Annotated in this window: 14 protein-coding genes and 1 pseudogene; 9 read left to right on the top strand and 6 right to left on the bottom strand. The window is 41.5% G+C overall.

Annotation, left to right across the window (positions count from 1 at the left end; genetic code table 11):
- The first annotated feature begins 201 nt into the window (after positions 1–201).
- Entirely contained in the window at positions 202–1,428 is a 1,227-nt protein-coding gene (locus FD729_RS04275) for a cupin domain-containing protein (RefSeq protein WP_159932050.1), read from the top strand.
- 133 nt (positions 1,429–1,561) lie between these two features.
- On the opposite strand, the gene hpxZ is transcribed toward FD729_RS04275, so the two are convergent.
- Genes hpxZ through FD729_RS04255 form a run of 4 tightly spaced genes read right to left on the bottom strand, consistent with a single transcriptional unit; the run spans position 1,562 to position 5,126 of the window.
- The gene (hpxZ, locus tag FD729_RS04270; protein ID WP_159932049.1) at positions 1,562–1,951 is read right to left on the bottom strand and encodes an oxalurate catabolism protein HpxZ; all 390 of its coding nucleotides are present in this window, start codon (positions 1,949–1,951) and stop codon (positions 1,562–1,564) included.
- Positions 1,948–3,339, bottom strand: coding sequence for an AtzE family amidohydrolase (locus tag FD729_RS04265; RefSeq protein WP_159932048.1), 1,392 nt, complete (start codon positions 3,337–3,339; stop codon positions 1,948–1,950). The genes hpxZ and FD729_RS04265 overlap by 4 nt, the downstream gene beginning before the upstream one ends.
- Positions 3,336–3,521, bottom strand: a complete 186-nt coding sequence (hpxX, locus tag FD729_RS04260; RefSeq protein WP_159932047.1) for an oxalurate catabolism protein HpxX — start codon at positions 3,519–3,521, stop codon at positions 3,336–3,338. Before hpxX ends, FD729_RS04265 begins: the two co-directional genes overlap by 4 nt.
- Positions 3,522–3,533: 12 nt before the next feature.
- On the bottom strand, positions 3,534–5,126 hold the full coding sequence (locus tag FD729_RS04255; protein WP_159932046.1) for a gamma-glutamyltransferase family protein: 1,593 nt from the start codon (positions 5,124–5,126) through the stop codon (positions 3,534–3,536).
- Between the two features lie 1,167 nt (positions 5,127–6,293).
- Here FD729_RS04255 and FD729_RS04250 point away from each other — a divergent pair.
- The 7 genes and pseudogenes from FD729_RS04250 to FD729_RS05310 all read left to right on the top strand — a co-directional run bounded on the left by FD729_RS04250 (position 6,294) and on the right by FD729_RS05310 (position 18,807).
- Complete coding sequence (locus FD729_RS04250; protein ID WP_159932063.1) at positions 6,294–7,547, top strand: alanine--glyoxylate aminotransferase family protein; 1,254 nt, start codon at positions 6,294–6,296, stop codon at positions 7,545–7,547.
- Positions 7,528–8,787: an allantoate amidohydrolase gene (gene hpxK / locus FD729_RS04245; protein WP_159932045.1), complete on the top strand. Its 1,260-nt coding sequence runs from the start codon at positions 7,528–7,530 to the stop codon at positions 8,785–8,787. Before FD729_RS04250 ends, hpxK begins: the two co-directional genes overlap by 20 nt.
- A 1,391-nt stretch (positions 8,788–10,178) precedes the next feature.
- The gene (lpcA, locus tag FD729_RS04240; RefSeq protein ID WP_159932044.1) at positions 10,179–10,757 is read left to right on the top strand and encodes a D-sedoheptulose 7-phosphate isomerase; all 579 of its coding nucleotides are present in this window, start codon (positions 10,179–10,181) and stop codon (positions 10,755–10,757) included.
- Positions 10,758–12,751: 1,994 nt separating this feature from the next.
- Positions 12,752–13,555 (top strand): sugar phosphate isomerase/epimerase, encoded by an 804-nt coding sequence (locus FD729_RS04235; RefSeq protein WP_159932043.1) that lies wholly within the window; start codon positions 12,752–12,754, stop codon positions 13,553–13,555.
- An 801-nt stretch (positions 13,556–14,356) separates the two neighbouring features.
- Positions 14,357–15,268 (top strand): ribonuclease Z, encoded by a 912-nt coding sequence (rnz, locus tag FD729_RS04230; RefSeq protein WP_159932042.1) that lies wholly within the window; start codon positions 14,357–14,359, stop codon positions 15,266–15,268.
- A gap of 500 nt (positions 15,269–15,768) precedes the next feature.
- Positions 15,769–17,811, top strand: coding sequence for an oligopeptidase A (gene prlC, locus FD729_RS04225; RefSeq protein WP_159932041.1), 2,043 nt, complete (start codon positions 15,769–15,771; stop codon positions 17,809–17,811).
- 666 nt (positions 17,812–18,477) lie between these two features.
- A pseudogene (locus FD729_RS05310) lies at positions 18,478–18,807 on the top strand (universal stress protein UspB).
- Between the two features lie 35 nt (positions 18,808–18,842).
- Here the strand turns inward: FD729_RS05310 and pitA are convergent.
- Positions 18,843–20,363, bottom strand: coding sequence for an inorganic phosphate transporter PitA (pitA, locus tag FD729_RS04220; protein ID WP_159932040.1), 1,521 nt, complete (start codon positions 20,361–20,363; stop codon positions 18,843–18,845).
- Between the two features lie 919 nt (positions 20,364–21,282).
- Between pitA and FD729_RS04215 the strand changes: the two genes are divergently transcribed.
- A complete protein-coding gene (locus FD729_RS04215; RefSeq protein WP_159932039.1) occupies positions 21,283–21,942 on the top strand; it encodes an epoxyqueuosine reductase QueH in 660 nt (219 codons plus the stop codon).
- Positions 21,943–22,937: 995 nt separating this feature from the next.
- Here FD729_RS04215 and hemB read toward each other — a convergent pair.
- Entirely contained in the window at positions 22,938–23,915 is a 978-nt protein-coding gene (hemB, locus tag FD729_RS04210) for a porphobilinogen synthase (RefSeq protein ID WP_159932038.1), read from the bottom strand.
- Positions 23,916–24,016 lie beyond the last annotated feature (101 nt).

Here is a 24,016-nt window from a genome sequence, read left to right as displayed (position 1 = left end):
GCACTACGTGTTAATAAGTTATTAAATTAGCTATATCTCAATGAGATTACATTAATTTAATAAAAGCACGAATGGTACAGGATGTCTTCTACAATTTCTAATTTTTGTTACAGATAAAGAGCCGATTCTTCTATTGTGCTCATTTATAGATGTTCCTTTAAAATTATTATTTTTTAAAATAACGAAAAAGGAATCGCTTCAATGAGCAAACTATCCAGAAGGAATTTTATAACGTACGCGGCAGGAGGCACGGTGGCTCTGGCAGCAGGTCAGATTCATGCCCACGACTCCATCTCTTTCTGGCCCTCTGGTACTCCCTCTGGAGGCCGCGATCCTGGTCCGCATGATCCGATAAGAGAAGCGGAAAATCCTGATATTATTAACCCTCCTATAACAGACAGTGGTACCTTGCCTAATCTACGCTACTCCTTTAGCGATGCACACGTCCGCAAAGGCAGTGGCGGATGGACACGACAGGTGACTCAGCGTGAGTTAGGGATCGCTACTACTATCGCTGGCGTGAATATGCGACTGAATGCAGGAGGTATCCGAGAATTACACTGGCATAAAGAGGGCGAATGGGCATACATGACGTTCGGTAAAGCGCGCGTCACAGCATTTGATACAGAGGGTGGCTGGTTTATGGATGATGTCCAAATTGGTCATCTTTGGTATTTTCCACCTGGCATACCACATTCCATTCAGGGACTAGGGCCTGACGGCTGTGAGTTTCTGCTGGCTTTTGATGACGGTAATTTTGATGAGGACAGTACCTTTTTACTCTCTGACTGGTTTAAACATATCCCGTCAGATATTTTGGCTAAAAATTTTAGTATTCCTGTATCTGCCTTCGCAGTACTACCTTCACCACAGGAAGAATATATTTTCGCTGGTAGAGTACCAGGTAGTTTGGCATCTGAAGCAATACAAGGTGCACCAAAATCAAAAACGATTTTTACACATCACATGTTGGCGCAAGCGCCCATTAAAGCACCTGGTGGCACAGTAAGAATTACTGATTCCTCTAATTTTCCAGTATCGAAAACAATAGCAGCCGCTTTAGTAAAAATTATGCCGGGTGGATTACGGGAATTACATTGGCATCCTAATAATGATGAGTGGCAATATTATTTAGAAGGGGAGGGACGCATGGGCGTTTTTGCCTCGTCTGGCCAAGCTAGAACCTTCGATTACCGGGCGGGTGACGTTGGTTATGTACCTTTCGCTATGGGACACTACATTGAGAATACCGGGAAGACTCCGCTAAGTTTTCTTGAATTGTTTAAAAGCAACTATTATGCAGATATCTCACTTAACCAGTGGCTTGCTGGTACTCCTCGTAATCTAGTAACACAACACTTGGAGCTAGACGAGCAGTTTATAACAGCTTTATCGCTGAAAAAGAACCCTGTAATTAACTCACAATAAGGGCTGACGTAAGGTCAGCCCTTTGTTTTACACAAAAACTTTAAAATATGGGAGAAACTTGAAGCTATTTCACTAACTAATCAATTAGTGAGCATTGTTTATCATTATAATGGCGCATTGATATTGACTATTTTCAAAATGCGCTCATTAAGCTGACCTGCGCAGCGACAATTCGCCATCCGTCTGATAGTTTAACCCAAGTCTGTTGCTGGCGGCCAAGTTTTTTCGTGCTTTCATTTGTAAATTCAGTACTGCACACTGCGTACTCCTCGCCAAAAGTCGTGACAATACTATTGTGTAGTTTGCGTACCAGCCCGATGGATGGACGTTGGGTGCGAAAATTACGAATTGCTTCAATGCCGTACAAATTTTCATATATACCGAGCCGCACTGCTCGCTTATCGTGCCAGAACAGTGCATCCAAAGTGTCAATTGCATTACTTATTAGTGCATGCTCATAACAGTAAAAAACAGCGGTTACCTCTGCTACGACATGTGGCAGATTGATCTCTTCAGTTTTCATTCTGTTTTACCGAAACAAATTGGTGACAGTGTAACTCCTTGCTGCTCTAAATAAAAGGCAACGTTCAGAACGGCTGCTTCATTAAAGGGGGCAGCAATTAGCTGCAGCCCGATAGGCAGACCGCTTTTTGTCGCTAATGGCACGCTGCAAACCGGTAGTCCTAAAAAAGAAATTGGCTGTGTCAGCAGCCCCATGCTGGTACACGATGGCATATCCATGCTGTTAATACGGATGTTTTCTTGGCCTATCAATGGCGCGGTACAGGGCGTAGCCGGCGCTATCATTACATCGAAATGCTCAAATAGAGGCAGAACTTTTTTCTGAAAGTAGCGACGGAAGCGTTGTGCTTGCACATACCAGGTGGCGGGCAACATTGCACCCGCTAGTAGTCTTTCACGGGAGGTGGGTTCAAAGAGCTTCGGTGAAGTGCGAAGTGCACGCAGGTAATGGTTACCGCTTTCAGCAGCAGTTAGAATAAAAGCAGCGGAGCGCGCTAATTCCGCTTCTGGCAGCATTACTTCATCCTGGATATCGAGTGTACGCGTTACACGCATCAGTACGTCACGCGCGTCATCATCGCACCAGGTAGAGAAAAAACCACTTAGCAACGCGCAGCGTTGGCCTGTGTTTTTTAACCCAGTTAGAGTTGGATCACAAGGGTGATCCGCCTGAAACGCATCGTTGATATCTCGGCCCTGCAGAATGTCATACACTTGGGATAAATCCGTAACACAGCGCGCGAAGAAACCGATATGATCGAGACTAGGTACAAATGGATGGCTACCGCTACGGGAAAGACGGCCAAATGTCGGCTTCAGACCAAAGATACCACATAGAGATGCCGGTACTCGAATCGAGCCGTTAGTATCGGTGCCAAGAGAGAAGTGCACTAAGCCAGCTGCTACTGCAGCTGCAGAACCACCAGATGACCCCCCCGCTACGCGAGTTAAATCATGGGGGTTGCGTGTTGTGCCGAAGTGAGTGTTCTCTGTGGTAAAGCCGTACGCGTAGGCATCCATATTCAACATGCCAGAAAGTAGTGCACCAGCGTGACTAAGACGGTTCACTGCCCAGGCGTCCTTTTCTGCCGCCGGGCGATCCTGAAATAGTGCGGCACCAGCCAGTGTAGTATAACCTGCTACATCAAACAGGTTTTTTACCGCATAAGGGATACCTGCTAGCGGAGGTAGATTGTCTCCACGTCGTAGTTGTGCATCCACTTCATCGGCCTCGTATAGCATTCTTTTGGCAGTGATGTCGGTCCAAGCGTTAAGCACCTGTCGCTTTTTAATCCTTAGTAAAGTTTGCTGTGCTACCTCTCGAGCGCTGAAGTCACCGCACTTAAGAGCTTGTTGTAGAGACTGTATAGAAAATTGGCCGAAGTTCATGAGTGAAATACTCCTGCTACTTCTATCCTTTCGTCTAATGGAAACGCCATCAGCGGTCCCGCCAGAGCGGCGATACGTTCAAGCTGAATTAACAGTTCCGTCCTACGCGCTTCGTCTAGCTCTAGTGCTAGTATTTGTTCCATTTGGATTATGTATTGACTCCAGTTAATTATCTGTTGCATATTTTACTCCTATCAGAATCCACTTGCACTGCCGTTACTGCGCGGATCGTATGCACCTTCCAGCATACCATTGTTATGTCGCACAATAGCACCAGCGTGACCTACAATTTCACTGAAGTCTGGAAGCATCTCTACCTGATGTCCTAACTCGCGCAGTTTCATGACAGTATCCGGCGAAAAGCGGCACTCCAGCTTAAGTGAGTCGAAAGATTGTCCCCAAGTGCGTCCAAGTAGCCAACGTGGTGCGCTCACCGCCTGTTGTAAAGGCATGCCCTGCATAACGTAACGGATGAAAATTGCTGCTTGAGTTTGCGGCTGGCCATCACCACCCATCGAGCCATAGATTAGCGTACGGCCATCTTTAAGACGTGCAACGGCGGGATTAAGTGTATGGAATGGCTTTTTCCCCGGTGAAAGCGTCAGTAGATGATTCGGATTAAGGCTAAAGGCGGTGCCACGGTTCTGCCAAGTGATACCGGTGCCAGGGATCACCACTCCACTGCCAAACTCATGATATATGCTCTGTATAAAAGATACAGCGAGACCATTGTTATCCATCACACCCATCCATACTGTGTCTCCAATTCCTTGTCCGGAGGATTCCCAAGATGCCGCCTTTGTATCGCTGATTTGGCGTGCCATGGTTATTAAGTAATCTTGTGTTAAAAGCGACTGCGCTTCACAGTCCATATAACGCGGATCGGTAATATAACGATCGCGCAGTATGAAAGCTTTTTTTGTTGCCTCTACAATTCGATGTACCGTTTCTAGCTCGTTAGCCTGCATCATCGCCAGATGATCGGTAATACCGAGGATTGCCAGCGATACTATCCCCTGTGTTGGTGGCGTCATATTCCATAGGTCACCCTCGCTGTGTTCTACATGCAGTGGGATACAGCAACGTGCGCGCTGTTGCTGCAGATCCTCTAGAGTTAGTGGCATGCCAAGTGCTGACATCTCACGTGCCATATGCTTTCCCAGCATGCCACGATAGAAACTTTCAAGCCCCTGTTGGCTAAGTAGCCGGAGTGTTTGCGCTAATGCCGGCTGGATAAAACAGCTACCTTTGCGAGGCAACTCGCCCTCTGGTAGGAAAGTAGCGCTAAAACCGGGCTGATGTGCAAGCTCGTGATGTTTTGCGGCAGTAGCAATAGCCTGCGAAGCAGTTACAGGAATGCCGTCAGTGGCATATCGGATAGCATCACGTAGCAACCGTGCTAACGGTAGATTTACGCCGCCCAGCTTGTTGTCAGAGAGTGCCAGTGCCTCTTGCCAACCGCTTACTGTACCAGCGACTGTTAAAGCTGCTTTGGGACCGCGATAAGGAATAGCGTTTTCGCTATGATAAAAGTCCAGATGAGCCAGGGAACCTGCCGCGCCGCAGGCATCGATGGCGATCGGATCATCGTTGGGTGGCAGGATCAACCAAAAGCCATCGCCGCCCAGACCATTCATGTGGGGATAAACTACCGCAATAGTGGCGGCAGCTGCTACCATTGCTTCAATTGCGTTACCACGGTCACGGAGCACAGATATCGCGCTTTCACTCGCTAGGTGGTGCGGTGTAACCGCCATGGCTAACGGAGCCATACTGCTCTGAATCATATTAATGTTTATTATTGGTAGGGTGACAGAATACTTTTTAATGCAAAAGTCATTCCAGTTTTCTGCTATAGAGAGAAAAATTGAGAACTAAGATAACTATGATTGCTTTTTTTATCATGAAGTTTATAAATTGACGTATAGAACATGCTTTAAAAAGAAGACTGATAAGTCTTCTACCAGTCATTTTTACTTCAGGAGTGGAGCGTTAAAAATTTTACTATGGCCATCTAGATGGTCTAAATATAAGTATAATATCAAGCACTTACTTCTAAGTTCAGAGATGTTTATGGTGAATTTTAATAACATTCCAAAGAATAATAGCAAGCTTGTCAAATTGTGGAAAAAACATCAGCGTTGAAATTAATTAACGTCATTACTAACTTTTACTATACGACGTGCTATCTAGATGCCGTTAGTTTATTCACATGATCGCCTATCTTTATAAACAGGTGGACGAGGAAAAGTACCTCTAAGGAGTATTATTTTTTATATTTTGGATTCTTTTATTTTATATAGTGTGACACCCTTACTTACGTGGGTAAAATTTTTATATTTTTTATATCACCTAAAACACATCTTCTATCATATTAGATATTATGACGGACATATCAGCAACATTTGTTTAGCGATCATCATCAGCACGACGTTAAGTATTACAAATCTTATAGACCAACCGCTTCAGAAAGTTTTACATTACATTGCACATGATCCGTAATGTTCCTCTTTCAATGTTATAACTTTATTGTCGGTTTCACCTTGTTCAAATATGGTGGAAGATAATAGTGGGCAAGAGGTAATTGATGACTGTGCTTATTAACTTAATCACCTAGAGTAACCAGCATTTGCCTTAGAGTGATTTTTAGCTAAAACTCTATTTAGAATTGTACTATAAACGCACGTACAGCGATCGTGCCGTTTATGAGTTTGTTAGATAGGCGAAGGCACTGCGCTAGTTTTAATCATTCTCATTTCTGAATGAGCTACAGTAAGAACCCTTCTAAACAACATGACTTATAATCTAGATAAATATTATCCGCTGTTCCAATATAGAAATTACTGAACAAAACATTCTGTACCTCTGATTATCAATCAGGTATTGAGATATTTTATTAAAAAAATGCATTTTATTATATTGTACAAAGCGAATTTTATAAGGAAATTCATATGATGGGGAAGAATCAATATTTACAAATTAATCCGCCACAGCGCCTTCTGATGGGACCTGGACCTATTAACGTCGATCCGCGTGTACTACGTGCCATGTCAACACAGCTAATCGGTCAATATGATCCTGTGATGACACAATATATGAATGAGGTAATGGTGCTCTATCGCGATATTTTTCGTACTAAAAATCGCTGGACAATGCTAATAAACGGTACCTCACGCGCTGGGATTGAGGCGATTTTACTTTCTTCGATTCGTCCTGGTGATCGGGTACTAGTGCCGGTATTTGGTCGTTTCGGCTACTTAATTTGTGAAATTGCTCGCCGCTGTCGCGCAGAGGTACACATCATTAAAAGGCCATGGGGAGAAGTGTTTTCTTCTGATGAGGTGGAAGATGCTATTAAAATTGTTAGACCACGTCTGCTATTAACAGTACATGGGGATACCTCAACCACCATGCTGCAACCATTGGCAGAGTTGGGTGTCATTTGCAAAAAGTACAATGTGCTCTTCTACACTGATGCGACTGCGTCACTCGGAGGCAATGTTCTGGAGACTGACGGTTGGGGGTTGGACGCAGTATCAGCTGGGATGCAAAAATGTCTTGGTGGCCCGTCCGGTACTTCGCCCATCACCTTAAGTCCTACAATGGAATCAGCGATTCGTAAACGTCAATGCTTTGAAGAAGGTATACGCACCGTTGCGCATAAAGATGGGGATGAGGAGATGATATATTCTAATTATTTCGATCTTAGTATGATTATAAGTTATTGGGGTCCAGAGCGCCTCAATCATCATACCGAAGCTACTACTGCGCTGTTCGGTGCGCGTGAGTGCGCGCGCCTTATCATACAAGAGGGACTGGGTGATGGGATTGCACGTCACAAATTACACGGTAATGCATTGATGAGGGGCATCCAAGGCATAGGATTGGAGATTTTCGGTGATCTGCAACACAAGATGAACAACGTACTCGGCGTAGTCATTCCTAAAAGCATCAATGGAGATCAAGTACGAAAGTTAATGCTGGAGGATTTTGGTATTGAGATCGGCACCTCCTTTGGTCTTCTGCACGGTAAGGTATGGCGTATTGGTACTATGGGTTACAATGCGCGTAAAGATTGCGTAATGACTACTCTTGCAGCGCTTGAAGCAGTGCTATCGCACGTCGGCTTTCATGCGCCGCAAGGTGCCGCAATGCAGGCGGCGTGGGATTACTACGAGAGACAAAAGAATGATAATGAAAGCAGTTGAGGCGCGGAACGCCGCCGATCGCGTGATGGCGCGATGCGATGCATTGGCGACGATCAGTGCATCACCAAATAACTTGACACGCCTCTATCTTTCTCCGGAGCATTTACGTGCTAATGCACAGGTAGGTGAGTGGATGTTACAAGCAGGCATGCAAGTATGGCAAGATGAGGTAGGCAATATCTGCGGTCGTTATGAAGGACAGAGACCCAAGGCGCCTGCGCTGTTGCTTGGATCGCACTTAGATACGGTGCGCAATGCTGGACGCTATGACGGTGTACTGGGGGTGCTAACCGCAATTGAAATAGTACATTGGCTACATAAGAATCAGCAATGGTTACCTCTGGCCGTAGAAATTATCGGTTTCGGAGATGAAGAGGGCACTCGCTTTGGTATTACACTACTCGGCAGTCGGGGTATTACTGGGTGCTGGCCGGAAAGCTGGTTGACATATCCCGATAGCGACGGCATCACCGTTGCTCAGGCAATGGCGAATGTCGGTTTAGATGTCAAGGCGATTCCGCGCGCTGCGCGGAACTTAAAAGACATTGTTGCTTATATTGAACTACATATCGAACAGGGACCTTGCTTGGAGCAGGAAGGGCTAGCTCTGGGTGTAGTCACGGCTATCAACGGTGCGCGCCGCCTTAACTGCAGTTTTACTGGAGAAGCAGGCCACGCCGGTACAGTACCGATGACGCACCGTAAAGATGCGCTGATAGCGGCGGCAGAATGGATGTTTTTTATTGAAACTGCCACACGTCAGCATGATCCGCAAATGGTAGCAACAGTGGGTACTCTAAGTTGCGTACCAGGAGCGGTCAACGTTATTCCTGGCCTGGTAAACTTGTCTCTGGACGTGCGCGGCCCGAAGGATATGCCTTTGGAACTCCTGCTGTCGAGTTTGATAAGGCAAGGAGAAGCTATTGCGTTGCGCCGCTGTCTGCACTTTAAGGCAGACAAGTATTACCACATCTGCGCTACTACGTGCGATAGCACCCTACAGCAGGCATTGAGAAACGCAGTGGAAACAGTGCAGAGTCGTAGCTTTGCACTACCGAGCGGCGCAGGTCATGATGCCATTGCTATCGCTGAACGTTGGCCAGTTGGTATGTTGTTTGTACGTAATCATCGCGGTATTAGCCATCATCCTGCAGAAATGGTGATGACTGATGACATAGCACTAGCAGTGCGTGCATACCTTAATGCAGTGTGTCAATTGGCTCAGACGGTTTTATTATGAATTTTATCAAAATTACTGATCTGAGCGGCTAATGGCTGAGAATTGACGTATGGCAAAAAAAGCCATGCTGGCAATGAGCGATGAAATGTGTGTTTCCCTTTTTTAAAAATTTATTAATTATTTTTGATAAAGGCGTCATCTCAGCAAAAAGAGATGCTGGTGAATTTTATACATAGCACTGTACAAAATGAAGTCAGGGTTGTACAGTTTTTTTTGAGATCAATGGATTGAAAAAAAGAGAGTACAAATAGCAACGGTCGCGTCAAAGAGATGGCAAAACTGAAAACTACTGACATTAGTCCACTATTAATTAATGACGGAAATTGGCGATCATTATTTATCCATTGAACGATCGTGATGCATTCTGTATTTTTGCACTAATTTAACACATGACTATTTCTGCACTGAGTCCATCCGTATCTTCAAAACTCAGGAAGACTAGATAGTGCAATATTTTATATTTTTAACCTTTATATATGCTACTAAATTGGTGGATTTCTGCTGATGTGAGATCGTAAAGAATTCTAGTTATTACATCTAGCTAGCGAACTAATTCGTAAAAAGTGGCGGGCTTTATTATTCTCCCATGGCATAGTCATGGTGACTATGTATATGTGGATGTTGCTTTATATTTCCAATTTCTGATTTTGTACATTCATCACAAGAAAAGGTCTGAAGTGGTATATATAAATTAACTTAGAAATATATAATTTTACTAAAAATTTCTTTTTTAAATTATCTCTGTTCTGATCGTGAGTGTAATCATTTTTCAGCATGAGTACGGACACCGTTGACCTGATTATACATCCTGTCTATGCTCATATTCACAGTAGTTCATTCTTCATTGTGGATAGCACTCTTACTTAAACTTTGAATATAAATTCAAAGCAATCGTGGTCTGATTGTAAAGTATCTCTGTGTTCTAGCGGACTAAAAAATTAGTATAGGATTCAAGTCGCTTTAATGTATTCTGTCGTCCTATCCCTCTGACTGATAGAGACCTTGAATTTATGGTGCATATCAGCAATGTTTTGTGATGGAATAAATTATTAAATATTAAGTTAACTGTCATACAAGACGACTGATAATAAACAGAGAGCAAGTAGTGTTTGAGTACATCGACAAATTGCTTAGGCTGGTGGATGAGACAAATGAATTCAATTAACATGCACGCTCGTAAATAAACGAAACACTCTAGTTTTCTTCCACAGACTTTTTAATAACCTCTGTTCTTCTAGAATAATATTTCATGACATCAGCAGAAATAACTACTGAAATGGCATTTTCAAGAATATCTAAGGCAATACACAAAAATTAGAGATTATTCCAAATTGAAATTATATCATTTAAACGGGTATAATTTCTCTATGACTAATAAGGTAAATATCCTGATGTATCAAACCATAATTCGCTCTGAGCTGAACAAGTCAGTAGATACACTTAATGAATTCTTCAGCAACGAAGCAAATATTCATGCTATTCAGCGCGTAGCGGTATTGTTGGGTGATAGCTTTAAAGAAGGCAGAAAAGTGCTTTCCTGCGGTAATGGTGGTTCTCACTGCGACGCCATGCACTTTGCTCAAGAGCTAACCGGCAGATATCGCGAGAGCCGTCCGAGTTATCCGGCGGTTGCAATCTCTGATGTTAGCCACCTCTCCTGCGTCAGCAATGATTTTGGTTATCAATATGTTTTTTCACGCTATATCGAAGCATTAGGCCGTCCGGGAGACGTGTTATTGGGCCTCTCCACTTCCGGTAACTCGGATAATATCATTAAGGCGATCGAGGCGGCACGAGTACAAGGTATGAAGGTTATTACTTTGACAGGCAAGGACGGTGGTAAGATGGCGGGAATGGCTGATATTGAAATTCGCGTACCGCATTTCGGATATGCCGACCGTATTCAGGAGGTTCATATGAAAATACTTCATATTATGATACTGCTAATTGAAAAGGAAATGGTGAAGTGAATAAAGTTCTTATTTGCTTGGTAAATTCTCACTCTTTTTACTAAAAAATATTCGCCCTTTTTTACCCAGGAGCTTATAAGGATATAACTAAATGCATATGTAAAATATTCTTACTGGATCTATTACATTACAGAATTCTTATTTTTCTCCGGGATGGGCATGCTCAACAACGAGAAAACGTTCTGTTCAATTTTGAACTAATTGACAACGCTTATCTGTGCCTACCTGTATTGTGACTAACTGGTCGTAAAATAAGTTATAAGGCATATTTGTTCAATATCCTCCTATCGGATGGGCGTTATCTTATGTTAATCACATTCTGTTGTTCTAAGCTTTATACTAAAATGCTTATTAGAAGAGTATATCTGCTCTATCAAGATATAAATATTGATTTTTACAAAACATACTGTCAACGATCCAATGACAGTTATTGTCACTAATCTAAAATAAACATTAGCACTTTAGACACGATTCTAGTAAGTAGAAGTCTTTGATATAACTACTGTGCCAATAATAATTTAGAAACAGTGTGAGGATGGACAATTACTAGAGTGTTGTTCATCAAGCAGCAACTGCATGATGATATTTACCATCATCGTATCATAATACTTTTAGTTGCAACGTAGGTCAGACGTTGATATAAATTAAGTAGCGATGACTTTACGTGTTTCTTAATGACTCGGTCATTACAAACCAGGAAATTCAGATATTTATCTGCAGCTGTCTACTATGCAATACTGCGCTCACATAAGTAACTATCTGATTATACACAATTTTTTATGTCGTAATAATTTAATTACAGTTTGCCTGAGTTATCAGCTAGTAGCTAGTATCCTCATATCTAGTTAAAATGACTTCTTTTTATATTAAAAAAATCTCTTCAGAATTTTTAACGATATTTTGGTTCTAGCTAGTCACCGGAAAACAGTACATCTAATGGTCCGTTCCCAAGTACCCTCAAAAGAGGACGTAACTTAAGTTACATGAACTTATACTAAGCCTGTAAGGTACCAGGTTTTATAGTAGATTTATGAACTAATATCTTTTTATTTTGACTGTTTTTTTTAAATGTTGACTAAAAATAATTGCTACTTTTAACGTTTATTAAATATAATATATCATATAGAATATATCTATTCGAATTGTTAATAGTTTTCAACACGCCAATAGCGTGTCCCCTGGGAGGGGAGATGACGAATTTCGTAGCGAACTACGAGCCTAAAGCATCGACTTTGATCGAGAATACTTTACCTCCGAAAGCTATGTTAATAACATTTTGACAAAATAGTGTTAAGCCTTTTCTAAATGCTGATTTTGATTGCACTGGAATTTTCAAAAATTACTTGTAGCTGGTTGCTACTCTCCTTCTCCAGTAGCTCAGCCATATATCATCAAAAGCAAAGAAAGTGATGGAGTTATGGCTAATGATTCCTGTTATTAATTTTTATCTTTTTACAGGAATTCAGAAATTGTGGTTGAATAAGGCTGTGTTACTCTTTTTTGCAGCATTTGCAAAAAAGAGCCGATTTAATTGAAATTGCTGTTTGCTGTAACGTTAGGTGGGGTATTATCGTGGGTTATATCCTTTTATAGATTATCTCACCGCACTTTAATTACACTGTTCCCAATTTACCACCGAGAACTCTGCTGGTTAATGTATTCCACGGATTTATTATCAGCGCTGAGCTTGCATGGTTTATTAAATGTCCATAACTTGTTTCCTTTTGGAAACTGTTGATCACCGACGACTTCTTATACGGTGTATTAACTACTTTTCCAATCTTTTCAGCAGCAATTCTCATGTTGAGAGAATTAGGTGATCATTATATTTAATGGCGAACGTACTGAGGTACGTTACTGGTTCTTTTTTGATATTTTTTGCTGGTGGAGCACTGCTAAATTTAGTGTGGTAAAGAGAAAATATTAGGCCAAACGAATTCCGTATCTGTGCCTATGGTAATCGATGCTTACGTAATATTAAAAAGAGGCTGTTCATGACTCAACCCACATTCCTTAACTTGGTACTTTTAAGTGGTGAACCTGAAAAAAAAATACAGGCCGCACGTGAAGCAGGATTTGATCAAGTCGAAATTTGGCGTGAAGATGTTGATGCCTGTCAGGGTGGTGCCACACGGCTAGCGCAGCAGGGCTTAGGCTTCACAAACCTTCAGGTACTGCGTGATTTTACCGGTGCACCAAACAGTCTACGTTTGCAAAAACGGGACGAGTTACGACAGTTTATCCAAATGGCGGAAGCACTGGGTTGTAACACCATTCAGGCACCCGCAACCACGCGTGAAGACGCTATTGCGGCACAAATTGACGAAGATCTGTGCTGGATGGCCTCGGAAGCCGCGCGTTTTAATATGAGAATTATGTATGAGCCAATGGCATGGTGCAGCGTTGATAACACTCTGCCACTGGCGTGGGAACGCTTGAAACGGTTAGCACAACCTAACATCGGACTAGTAGTAGATCTCTTTCATATCTGCGTATTGGGTGGTGATGCTTCTCATCTTGAGAACATTCCCGCGGATCGGATTTATGAAGTTCAACTGTGTGATATGGCAGTTCAACCGTCGCCGTATGATAAAGATACGATAATTAATATTGCCAAACATCAACGTCAGTTACCGGGTACGGGAATTATTAATATCAGTAGTTTCGTTGAAAGATTAAAAAGCGTTGGCTATAAAGGACCAGTGGGTATTGAAGTTTTCAATGACGATTTGAAAAGCCAGCCACCATGTAAAGCAGCACGGGAGGCTTATGCCGCGCTACGGCGTTTCTGGTTTTAATTTTTTTAAAACACTATAAGTCATAATGCGGTAAAATTATCTGCGAAAATAAATAGCGCAGAACGTAAGTGATATATCTATGACTGCGGTGCTACGCGCGATTCGCCGTCTTTTCATAAAATTATCGCAGGCAGCTTGTAGCAGGTCATGGTAGTGGATCAGCAAGGCTAAGTATCTCGAATAAATGGGGATAATAAATTATTGAAGATACAAGCCCAGAAATAAAACGCTTTACTGAAAATTTAATATATGGCATGTGTTATTCATTTTTCTGGTTATTATATTCGATTGATAATTAGATTCTTGTGGGGTGACAGCATTAACTGTTGAGCTTTTTCACTGTCTCCTTAAAATTCCTTGGAATTAATAAACACAGTTTAATGTTGCTGCTGTTTATGCTGGGCATAGCTTGATGTTAACAATGATTATTTTAGGTCAATTAACTCACTAGTCCATATCTCTGGCTTTGGATGATCTGCAATGTTTGTTCTATGATTGCACTGGTATAGAAAATAATCGGTGATAAATGATAGAATCATAATTAGCGCTGGTCGCCTTTGTTCAAGTAAATACTCCTAGGTTTTGCTAAAAACTACAGTAGAAATTTAGTGAAGATACTTATTAAACTCATGATGAAATAAACGCTTGAGCTCTGCTGTCGGCGGTCTGTTTGCAATCTCGTACGACCTTATTGTGTAATGAGAAAGGTAAGTGCCGATTTAAAGAAATAACGTAAAAATTGCGCCTGTATATGATTATCATTAAGGTTGAATGATATTCTCTATCAAGTGGAAGCATAACATGCAGCTTACATTTCTTGGCACCGGAGGTGGTATGCCTAGCCTACAACGTAGTGTAAGTTCCCTTGCTTTGACTCACTCGCAGTGCGGTGACACTTGGCTGTTTGACTGCGGCGAAGGAACGTATCTCCAGTACATGCGCTCGTTGCTTAAACTAGGGCGTATTAGTAAAATTTTTATTACTCATCTGCATGGCGACCATATTTTCGGTTTACCCGGAATGATAACCAGTCGATCTATGGGCGGTATTATCCAGCCGCTGACCCTTTACGGACCAAAGGGCATTAAACTTTTTATGGATACAGCTTTATTGCTTAGTAGTTCCCATATTAACTATCCATTGGAGATTATTGAAATTGAAGCTGGTTTAGTGCTTAACGATAGAGCATTTCGCGTCAGCGCCTGGCCTTTAGTGCATTCGATACACTGTTTTGGTTATCGCATTGAGCAACATGATAAACCGGGTTTTCTAGACGCAGCACGTTTGCAAGAGGATGGTGTGCCACGTGGCCCCTGGTATAAACATTTAAAAGAAGGAGAAACGGTGACTCTTGAGGATGGTCGCGTGATAAAAGGTATGGATTATCTCGGTCCGGTAATCAAAGGCAAAACCCTTGCAATTTTTGGTGATACAGCGCCGACACCAATAGCGCTACAATTAGCGGCGAATGTTGATTTAATGGTTCATGAAGCAACACTGGAGGCCTCCTTGCAAGATAAGGCCAACAAACACGGCCACTCGACAACACTACAAGCAGTGCAAGTAGCAAAAGAGGCGGGGGTAAAGCGCATGATCGCCACTCATTTCAGTTCGCGTTATATGCTAAGTGATATGCCACGTTTACTGGAAGAATGCCGCTCAGTATTTCCCAACACCCAACTAGCATACGATCTTGCAGTGTTCACACTTTAACATTAGATAACTTAATCTGTTCCCATGAATTTATTTCAAGACTATAAAAGTGATCGCTACCGGCTAATGCTATGTAGTGCAAAAATATTTTTTTGCAAAATTTCATTTGCCCTGTATTACTTTACTGCACGTACTAGATGACAGTTCTTCAGCTGCTGAAACTGGTAGGATGTTCCATCCGAACACGTCTGTCCTATCTTTCAAACATTATTCTCAAAATTTTCGAAAAGGCGTATAAGCATAGCTTAGTAAGCTGTATTTTATCATCACATATCTGATATGATTGCAAATGTAAAAATTAAAACGACAGTTTAGCATAAAATTTAAATTCCGGGGTCGACGTGAAAATTTTTATAAAATTTCATTGCGTACTCATCTGAATTGTTTCTTTACCACTCTTAGCATAGCTGCCATTGATTTTCGCTACACTTAGCTTCCATGCTACCACTATTGCGTCGTAAGCGCTATGCTACACCCTATATCTGAATTAGGAATACGCTATGACTAATCCGTTACTCCGGTTTTTTACGCTTCCGCCTTTTTCCACTATTCAGCCTGAACATGTAGTTCCCGCCGTAACCGAGGCTCTAAATGAATGTCGCGCGGCGGTAAAAAAAGTAATGGCGAGTGGTCCGCCTTACACTTGGGATAATTTGGTACAGCCGCTTGCAGAAGTAGACGATCGTCTTGGGCGTATCTTTTCACCGGTAAGCCATCTTAATTCAGTAAAGAATAGCCCGGAGTTACGTCAAGCTTATGAAAAGACGCTGCCACTGCTCTCTGAATATAGTACTTGGATCTGTCAACATGAAGGACTATACCAAGCTTACCGCAACATGCAAGAGAACAAAACTTTTGACACGCTAGATATGGCTCAGAAAAAAGCAGTGAACAATGCAATTCTCAGTTTTGAACTTTCTGGCATTGGCCTTGATAAAGAAAAAAAGCAGCGATATGGCGAGATTGCTTTACGTCTTTCTGAGCTGAGTTCAGCATACAGCAATAACGTGTTAGACTCGACCATGGGTTGGACCAAATTAGTCACCGTGAAAAGTGTACTTTCAGGAATACCAGAAAGTGCGCTAGCTGTTGCTCGGGCGCAAGCTGAAGAAAAAGGGCAGAAAGGCTGGATGTTGACGCTCGATATTCCTAGTTATTTGCAGGTGATAACCTACTGTGACAACGCCGGATTACGTCAAGAGATGTACTATGCTTATTCAACGCGCGCTTCTGACCAAGGACCGAACGCCGGTAAATGGGATAACGGACCGATCATGGTGGAAGAACTATCACTGCGCCATGAATTAGCGCAGCTACTTGGCTTTGAATCTTATGCCGATAAATCTCTGGCTACCAAAATGGCCGAAAATCCAACTGAAGTGCTTGATTTTCTAAACGATCTAGTAAAACGAACCCGTCCGCAAGCAGAAGAAGAATTGATGCAGCTACGTGCGTTTGTCTATAAAGAATATGGCATTAAAGAACTAAATCCATGGGATCTTTCCTACTATAGCGAAAAGCAGAAGCAGCATCTCTATGCTATCAGCGACGAGCAGCTACGTCCCTACTTCACGGAAAGAAGTATTGTTAACGGCTTATTTGAATTAGTAAAGCGCATCTACGGTATTATCGTCAAAGAACGCACTGACGTAGATTTCTATCATCTTGACGTTCGCTTTTTCGACTTATTTGATGAGAACGGTGAACTACGTGGCAGCTTCTACCTTGATCTCTACGCACGTGAAAATAAACGCGGTGGGGCCTGGATGGATGACTGCGTCAGACAAATGCGGAAAGCTGACGGTACATTGCAAAAACCGGTCGCCTATCTTACCTGCAACTTCAATCGTCCGGTTAACGGTAGACCAGCATTATTTAACCATAACGAAGTTACTACCTTGTTCCACGAATTCGGCCATGGCCTGCATCATATGCTAACACGCATTGAGATCCCAGGTGTTTCAGGTATCTGCGGCGTGCCTTGGGATGCGGTAGAGTTGCCAAGTCAGTTTATGGAGAACTGGTGCTGGGAGCCGGATGTACTGGCTTTTATCTCTAGTCACTATAAAACTGGAGAAACGTTACCAAAAGCGCTGATTGATAAGATGATGATGGTGAAACACTACCAGTCTGCACTGTTTATCCAACGTCAGCTGGAATTAGGTTTATTTGATTTTCTCTTGCACACTCAGTTTGATCCGGGGAATAATGATCAAATACTTGAAACTGTGCGAAAAGTGAAGAATATAATTGTCCAAGTACCGAGCCCGGAATGGAGTCGGTTCCCGCACACCTTTAGCCATATTTTTGCAGGAAACTATGCGGCTGGCTATTACAGCTATCTATGGGCCAATGTGTTAGCGGCAGATGCTTATTCGCGTTTTAAAGAGGAGGGTATTTTTAACCGAGAGACTGGCCAGTCTTTCCTTGATAATATCCTGACGCGTGGCGGATCAGAAGAACCAATAGAGCTTTTCAGGCGTTTCCGAGGTCGTGAACCTCAGCTAGATGCGATGCTAGACCACTATGGTATCAAAGGATAAAGCAGTTAATAAACATTTCTTTGATTAATGAATTAAACCAGCCATTGGTGGATGGCACACTTTGTTTTTCTTTGTTGTTGCTCTAACACAGTTCATCTTTGAGCTAAAGGTGGATCACCAAATCTATATGCGTTAAAGACGATTGTCTGCGGATATGATGGACATACCTAGCCTCCTAATTTAAGAACTCTATGGTAGTTTTCTTGCTACTATAGAAGGGGTGTCAGTCTCTTTTTCGAAATTACGATTCAATCTCGTGCCAACGAAATAGATTTATGCACTTGTTAATGAATTTATATATCTGTAAGTGGTGCATAATTCCTTACTTCAGATCAAAGAAAATTCTTTTCTTGTAGCTTGGTTTTCTGCAAAAGCCTTTACGTAAATGGAGAATAGTATTCTCCTACTTATTGTAATTTTTAATCGCTGATTATTCTCCTAATTTTTAGGATGCAGATAGTTTTATATTAAAAATGTTTTTTACAAACTGTGGCCGTGAAAAAGATCAAATCCATTGCTCCTCCCTTATTTAGGGTGCTGACTGCTCAATTTTGTAAAAAATAAAAGAAAATTACAGAACATCTTATTCAGCGGTTTTTTTCTAATCGAGAATGGAGCATAGCTGTGCTACACCTGGCTCTGTGATCTCAGCCGGGAAGGGGCCGCATGATCAGTACTGTCCCGCTTTTTGGGAATTTATATATAGTATTTATTACTATAAATCTAGCACGCTATTTTTCTTCTTTGAAAACGCTACTGGCGGTGCGACGAGACTGGATCCGTTGCTTTATCAGCATGTCTATGGCTCAGAATTTTTTAGTTTGCATGGCCCAGAAATAAACAAGTACAGTTAGTAAGTTACATTTAGGGAAAAATTTACTGCGCACATTATAATCAAGAGTTCACTCGTCGACGCGAAAGAGTGCGTGGTCAATTTCTTTTAACTAAATTTTGTTCGGGTTAGTTCTCCTTAACATAATTTGTATGGCTATTTAGAACTAAAAATAAAACATTTTTCACTCGCATTATTTTTAATGCTGACTGCCTAATTGCACAAGATTAAGCGCCAGCCAGTAGAGGCAACCCGACAGTAAAATACATACTGGCAACGTGAAGACCCAAGCCATCGCGATATTTTTGATGGTACGGTTCTGTATCCCTCCATCTGCGAGCATGGTGCCCGCTACAGATGATGATAAGATATGGGTAGTAGATACTGGCATTCCGGTGTAACTGGCGATACCAATCGATACTGCCGCAATTAACTGTGCTGACATACCCTGCGCGTATGTCATGCCTTTTTTACCAATTTTTTCCCCAATAGTGGTCGCCACGCGTCGCCAGCCAATCATAGTACCGACACCAAGTGCTAATGCTACCGCCATAATGATCCAGATTGGTGCATACTCGATGGTACCCAGCAGATCGCCTTTTAGCTTGCTTAAGAAACGCTTATTATTAGTGTTGGTCTCCGGCAACTTAGCTGCTTTGTCCGCGGTATCAGCAATGCAGAGTAGAAGACGTCGCATTTTACTACGTTGCTCTAGAGTTAATTGAGCATAACTCTGTAGATTATTGTTTAGCAAACTTTGTGCATGCTGAATTGTTTGTAGTACACGAGCTTTGTCGCAGTGAAACTCGTGCGGACCAGAAGACGGTATCTCTTCTGGAGTTGGTAACCCAGGAGATGGCATCTGGATGATATGCATTAGCGTATCAGTATGTTGATGGTAGTATTGCTCAAGATGATTTACTGCATCTCGCGTCCGAGTGAGATCATAACCACTAGCATTCATATTTACCACAAATCCGGCTGGCGAAACACTAATCAGCACAAGCATAATAAGGCCAATACCTTTCTGTCCATCGTTCGCACCGTGCGAGTAGCTAACCCCTATAGCAGAGACAATAAGGGCAATGCGTGTCCAGAAGGGTGGCTTTTTTTTGCCATCCACTTTTTCACGGTCGGTCGGTGTCATATGGATGCGTGCACGTTTTTTGGTGCCGTTCCAGTAACGACACAACAAAAATATTAAAATATTCGCTGTCAATAGGCCAATAATAGGCGACAAAATCAGTGACAGGAAGATATTTATAATCTTAGGAATATTAAGAGAATCAATTACTGAGGTGCCAGTCATCAGTGCATTGGTAAGACCTATGCCGATGATAGCACCGATTAAAGTGTGTGAACTAGAGGTAGGCAAACCTAGATACCAAGTGCCGAGATTCCAGATAATCGCAGCTAATAGCATGGAAAAAACCATCGCTAAGCTGTGTGCCGAGCCAACATTAAGCAACAGATCTGTTGGAAGCATATGTACAATGGTGTAAGCGACGCTTAAGCCACCAAGAACCACGCCAAGGAAGTTGAACATTCCTGACATGACTACAGTAAGCTGGGCGCGCATGGCGCGTGTATAAATTACAGTCGCCACTGCGTTAGCCGTGTCATGAAAACCGTTGATTGCTTCATAAAACAATACAAATAGTAATGCAAGAACCAATAACAGACCAGTACTTAGGTTAAGACCAGCGAATAAATTTAGCATATATATTACGCCATTTTTGAATACATGAACGCGGCGCATTATCCGCGACAACACCCTTTGTAGGGAAGCAAAATATAGTCTTATTTTAAATTAAGGGTGTCGTGAACTATTTCAATTATGTTTAAATTAGTTTAAAATTAATTAGTTAAGTAATGGCATAATTATGAAGGATCCTTTATAATATCTGTGAGTCCCTGAAGCGCAGAAACGGCCGCCTGCATTTGATGGCTATCTATCGTACTCTGGAACGATACTAGCGTCGTCATCCGGTTAGTACGTTAGATGCCGTTGTTAGAAACAATTGCGGAAAGATACGTTTTGTACCCATTGCTTTCCAGAAAGCGACCTTGATTTATGGCTAGCTTACCAGATTTCTCTTATTAGAAATCTCACTCGTATGTTGGCCAGAAAAATAAAGACAACAATAGTAATTTTATTGCGATCTATCACCCCTATTAAAGCATGGCTTATTTTTTATCATATATTTTCTATCTATCTACGTGTGCTTTATAAAATTAGTAGATGAATAGCATACAGCTATATGATATGTCTATATCTGCATTAGAAAAAAATAATTAATTGGACTTCATATAGTATGAGATAGGATCATATGCGTAGCGGGTAGTGAAGATACAGGGTAACCTTGTTTATGAGCGTGGTATCAGTGAGGCTATTTCTAGCTTGTCAGAAGAAATTCTAGAACGGAGAGGTAAATAGCTCGCGATACAGCGTTCCACATACTACTTGTGGGGGGGATGTAAGTCAGCTTTTAGTAAAACATAGGGTAACCTCTACAAAGTAACGCTAGTGCAGAGGAAGGATGCTCGAATAAATATAGATGTGCTGGTATAGGAAAGTTATTAATGCCTCTACAACAACAAAATATTACACTTTTAGAGTATTTAAACAAGGAGCAAACATGTCTGAAAATATTCAGCATAAGCCGTTATTACCACCCGGCGGCAAAGATAACAAAGTACTATTACACTCTTGTTGCGCACCGTGCTCTAGCGAATTAATGGAGGCGATGCATGCTTCCGGAATCAATTATACAATTTTTTTCTACAACCCCAACATTCATCCCCTGAAGGAATATGAGCTGCGCAAACAGGAAAATATCCGTTTTGCAGAACGGTTCAATGTGCCTTTTATTGATGCAGACTACGATTATGACAATTGGTTTAAACGTACAAACGGTATGGAGTGGGAACCAGAACGCGGCACACGCTGCACCATTTGTTTTGATATGCGTTTCGAATATACTGCTCACTATGCTCATGAACATGGTTTCATGGTGATTACTAGTTCACTCGGCATTTCGCGCTGGAAGAATATGCAGCAGATTAATGATTGCGGGATGCGTGCCACATTGCGTTATCCTAATATGTTCTATTGGGACTTTAATTGGCGTAAAGGCGGTGGATCAGAACGTATGATTGCAATTAGCAAACGAGAGCGTTTTTATCAGCAAGAGTATTGTGGCTGTATTTACTCATTGCGCGATACCAATCGTCATCGAATAGCTAAAGGACGTGAACGTATTAAGATCGGTATGCAATATTATGCGCCGAAAGAATAAAAATAATAGTGAATTATTAAAAAAAAGTAAAAGGGGTACCATAGTCATTCTTTATTAATTCCCTTTGTAACGTGGTCTAAAGGAACCAATCTGTATTGAAGGTGCCGATGTTCAAGTGCACCAAAAAACTCTTACATCGCTGATGCTAGTTATAATCTGTTGGCTGGAGCAAATAAAAATTAATGTTTTCTGCGAGATGTTATCACTTTCTTAATGAATTGTTTTCTTACAAAGAATATAAAATTTAAGACGATGGGCTATAAGTTTGCATAAATCTAGAAAGGTTTACTTGCTTTTTTTAAAAAAAAGCATTTGCCATTATGGAGGTAGTTCTTGTAACATTTACCAATGTAGAAACTTGAAAAGTTTTTTCTTATAGTATAAGAAAATCCCGATGGACTTTATTATGGTAATTAATAAAATTCTCTACAATTTTATATATAGGATTATTCAATTTCTCAAACAGAGCATTAATATTTAAAATCATAACTAAGATGGACATTCATCTAATTATGAATAACTTTATTTCTTTATTATGTTATTTCTCAATAAACACACTATCATCAAGCGATGATAGCGTATTAATCTCTCTCTGTTCGTAATTTTGTAATGAATGTTTAGAAGATACAATGCTACTTCTTCTTATATAAAGAAGACTCCTATTACACGACACATCTTGTATTAAATATTAAACGTATCTCTCCTCTCTCCTAAAAGAGATATGCATGTAAAACCCGTGCGACATGCTAATTATCAAACCAAATTACTCCAGAAAGGAATCGAAGCAATTAATCCTACTTCAGAATAGTGTTTGAGACTTTTCAAGTTGCGTAGTGTATTTATACAATGGGTTGCACCTCATCATTTATTAGCATATTAGCAGGATGTTAAAGAACTCTAATTGAAGGATCTCGTAATTAATTACAACAGAATCTATAAAGGTCACAATCAACCTGTGCTCGTGTTAATGACTGCTTGTAGGTTATTAAAGCTAATTAAAAAACTTTTTGTTCTGCGAGATTAAGGGCAAAATAGCTGAAAATTAGGTCGGCACCCGCACGTTTAATCGAACCTAGACTTTCCAGCACTACATTAAGTTCATCAATTATACCTGCTTGAGCAGCGAATTTTATCATGGCGTATTCACCGCTTACTTGGTAAGCCGCTAGCGGCAGCTTAGTATTGTCGCGAATTTCGCGTAGTACGTCAAGGTATGGACCTGCCGGTTTTACCATCAGTGCATCTGCACCTTCAGTAGCATCGATCAACGACTCACGAATAGCTTCTCGGCGATTCATCGGATTTATCTGATACGTTTTGCGATCGCCTTTCAGGCTAGTACCAGTTGCTTCACGAAACGGACCGTAGAACGATGAAGCAAATTTAGTAGAATAGGACATAATGGAAGTTTGGATAAATCCTGCAGCATCAAGTGCTTTACGTATCATTACCACTTGGCCATCCATTGCTGCTGACGGTGCGATAAAGTCTGCGCCTGCTGCTGCTGCAACAACTGCCTGTTTACAAAGGTTTATTAATGTTGCGTCATTATCGACAACGTGATCGCATAGCACACCGCAGTGGCCATGGCTAGTATATTCACAGAAGCATGTATCAGACATGACGATTATTTCTGGCACAGTATTTTTACAGATACGCAACATGCGTGCTACCAACCCTTCTTCATTCCAAGTATCACTACCAGTGGCATCAGCATGATGAGAAATGCCAAATGTTATTACAGAGCGAATACCTGCTTTAGCTATACGTTCAATTTCATAGGCAAGACGTTTTTCCGGAATACGCATTACACCAGGCATTGCTTTAATCACTTTATAATCATCAACACCTTCCTCAACAAAAATCGGCAATACCAAATCATTCAGGCCAACAGAAGTTTCTTGAAAAAGTGAACGCATCGCCGAGCTGGATCGTAGTCTTCTTAGTCGCTGTGCAAGATAAAAATTAGACATGTCATTTTTACTTAGATGAAAAAATTAACGACAGAGTATACTCTGTTTACTATTTGAAAGATCTTATATTGCTGACAAAGAACTCGAAAATTGGAGTTTTT

Origin of the sequence: Pantoea sp. Nvir (genome assembly GCF_009829915.1) — a bacterium.
Lineage (GTDB): Bacteria > Pseudomonadota > Gammaproteobacteria > Enterobacterales > Enterobacteriaceae > Pantoea.
This window is presented reverse-complemented; position numbering and strand designations above follow the sequence as displayed.

What these genes read in the sequence shown, in the direction of transcription:
- FD729_RS04275 (WP_159932050.1), top strand. Translation starts at nt 202, where the DNA reads ATGAGCAAACTATCCAGAAGGAATTTTATAACGTACGCGGCAGGAGGC.
- hpxZ (WP_159932049.1), bottom strand. Translation starts at nt 1,951, where the DNA reads ATGAAAACTGAAGAGATCAATCTGCCACATGTCGTAGCAGAGGTAACC.
- FD729_RS04265 (WP_159932048.1), bottom strand. Translation starts at nt 3,339, where the DNA reads ATGAACTTCGGCCAATTTTCTATACAGTCTCTACAACAAGCTCTTAAG.
- hpxX (WP_159932047.1), bottom strand. Translation starts at nt 3,521, where the DNA reads ATGCAACAGATAATTAACTGGAGTCAATACATAATCCAAATGGAACAA.
- FD729_RS04255 (WP_159932046.1), bottom strand. Translation starts at nt 5,126, where the DNA reads ATGATTCAGAGCAGTATGGCTCCGTTAGCCATGGCGGTTACACCGCAC.
- FD729_RS04250 (WP_159932063.1), top strand. Translation starts at nt 6,294, where the DNA reads ATGGGGAAGAATCAATATTTACAAATTAATCCGCCACAGCGCCTTCTG.
- hpxK (WP_159932045.1), top strand. Translation starts at nt 7,528, where the DNA reads ATGATAATGAAAGCAGTTGAGGCGCGGAACGCCGCCGATCGCGTGATG.
- lpcA (WP_159932044.1), top strand. Translation starts at nt 10,179, where the DNA reads ATGTATCAAACCATAATTCGCTCTGAGCTGAACAAGTCAGTAGATACA.
- FD729_RS04235 (WP_159932043.1), top strand. Translation starts at nt 12,752, where the DNA reads ATGACTCAACCCACATTCCTTAACTTGGTACTTTTAAGTGGTGAACCT.
- rnz (WP_159932042.1), top strand. Translation starts at nt 14,357, where the DNA reads ATGCAGCTTACATTTCTTGGCACCGGAGGTGGTATGCCTAGCCTACAA.
- prlC (WP_159932041.1), top strand. Translation starts at nt 15,769, where the DNA reads ATGACTAATCCGTTACTCCGGTTTTTTACGCTTCCGCCTTTTTCCACT.
- pitA (WP_159932040.1), bottom strand. Translation starts at nt 20,363, where the DNA reads ATGCTAAATTTATTCGCTGGTCTTAACCTAAGTACTGGTCTGTTATTG.
- FD729_RS04215 (WP_159932039.1), top strand. Translation starts at nt 21,283, where the DNA reads ATGTCTGAAAATATTCAGCATAAGCCGTTATTACCACCCGGCGGCAAA.
- hemB (WP_159932038.1), bottom strand. Translation starts at nt 23,915, where the DNA reads ATGTCTAATTTTTATCTTGCACAGCGACTAAGAAGACTACGATCCAGC.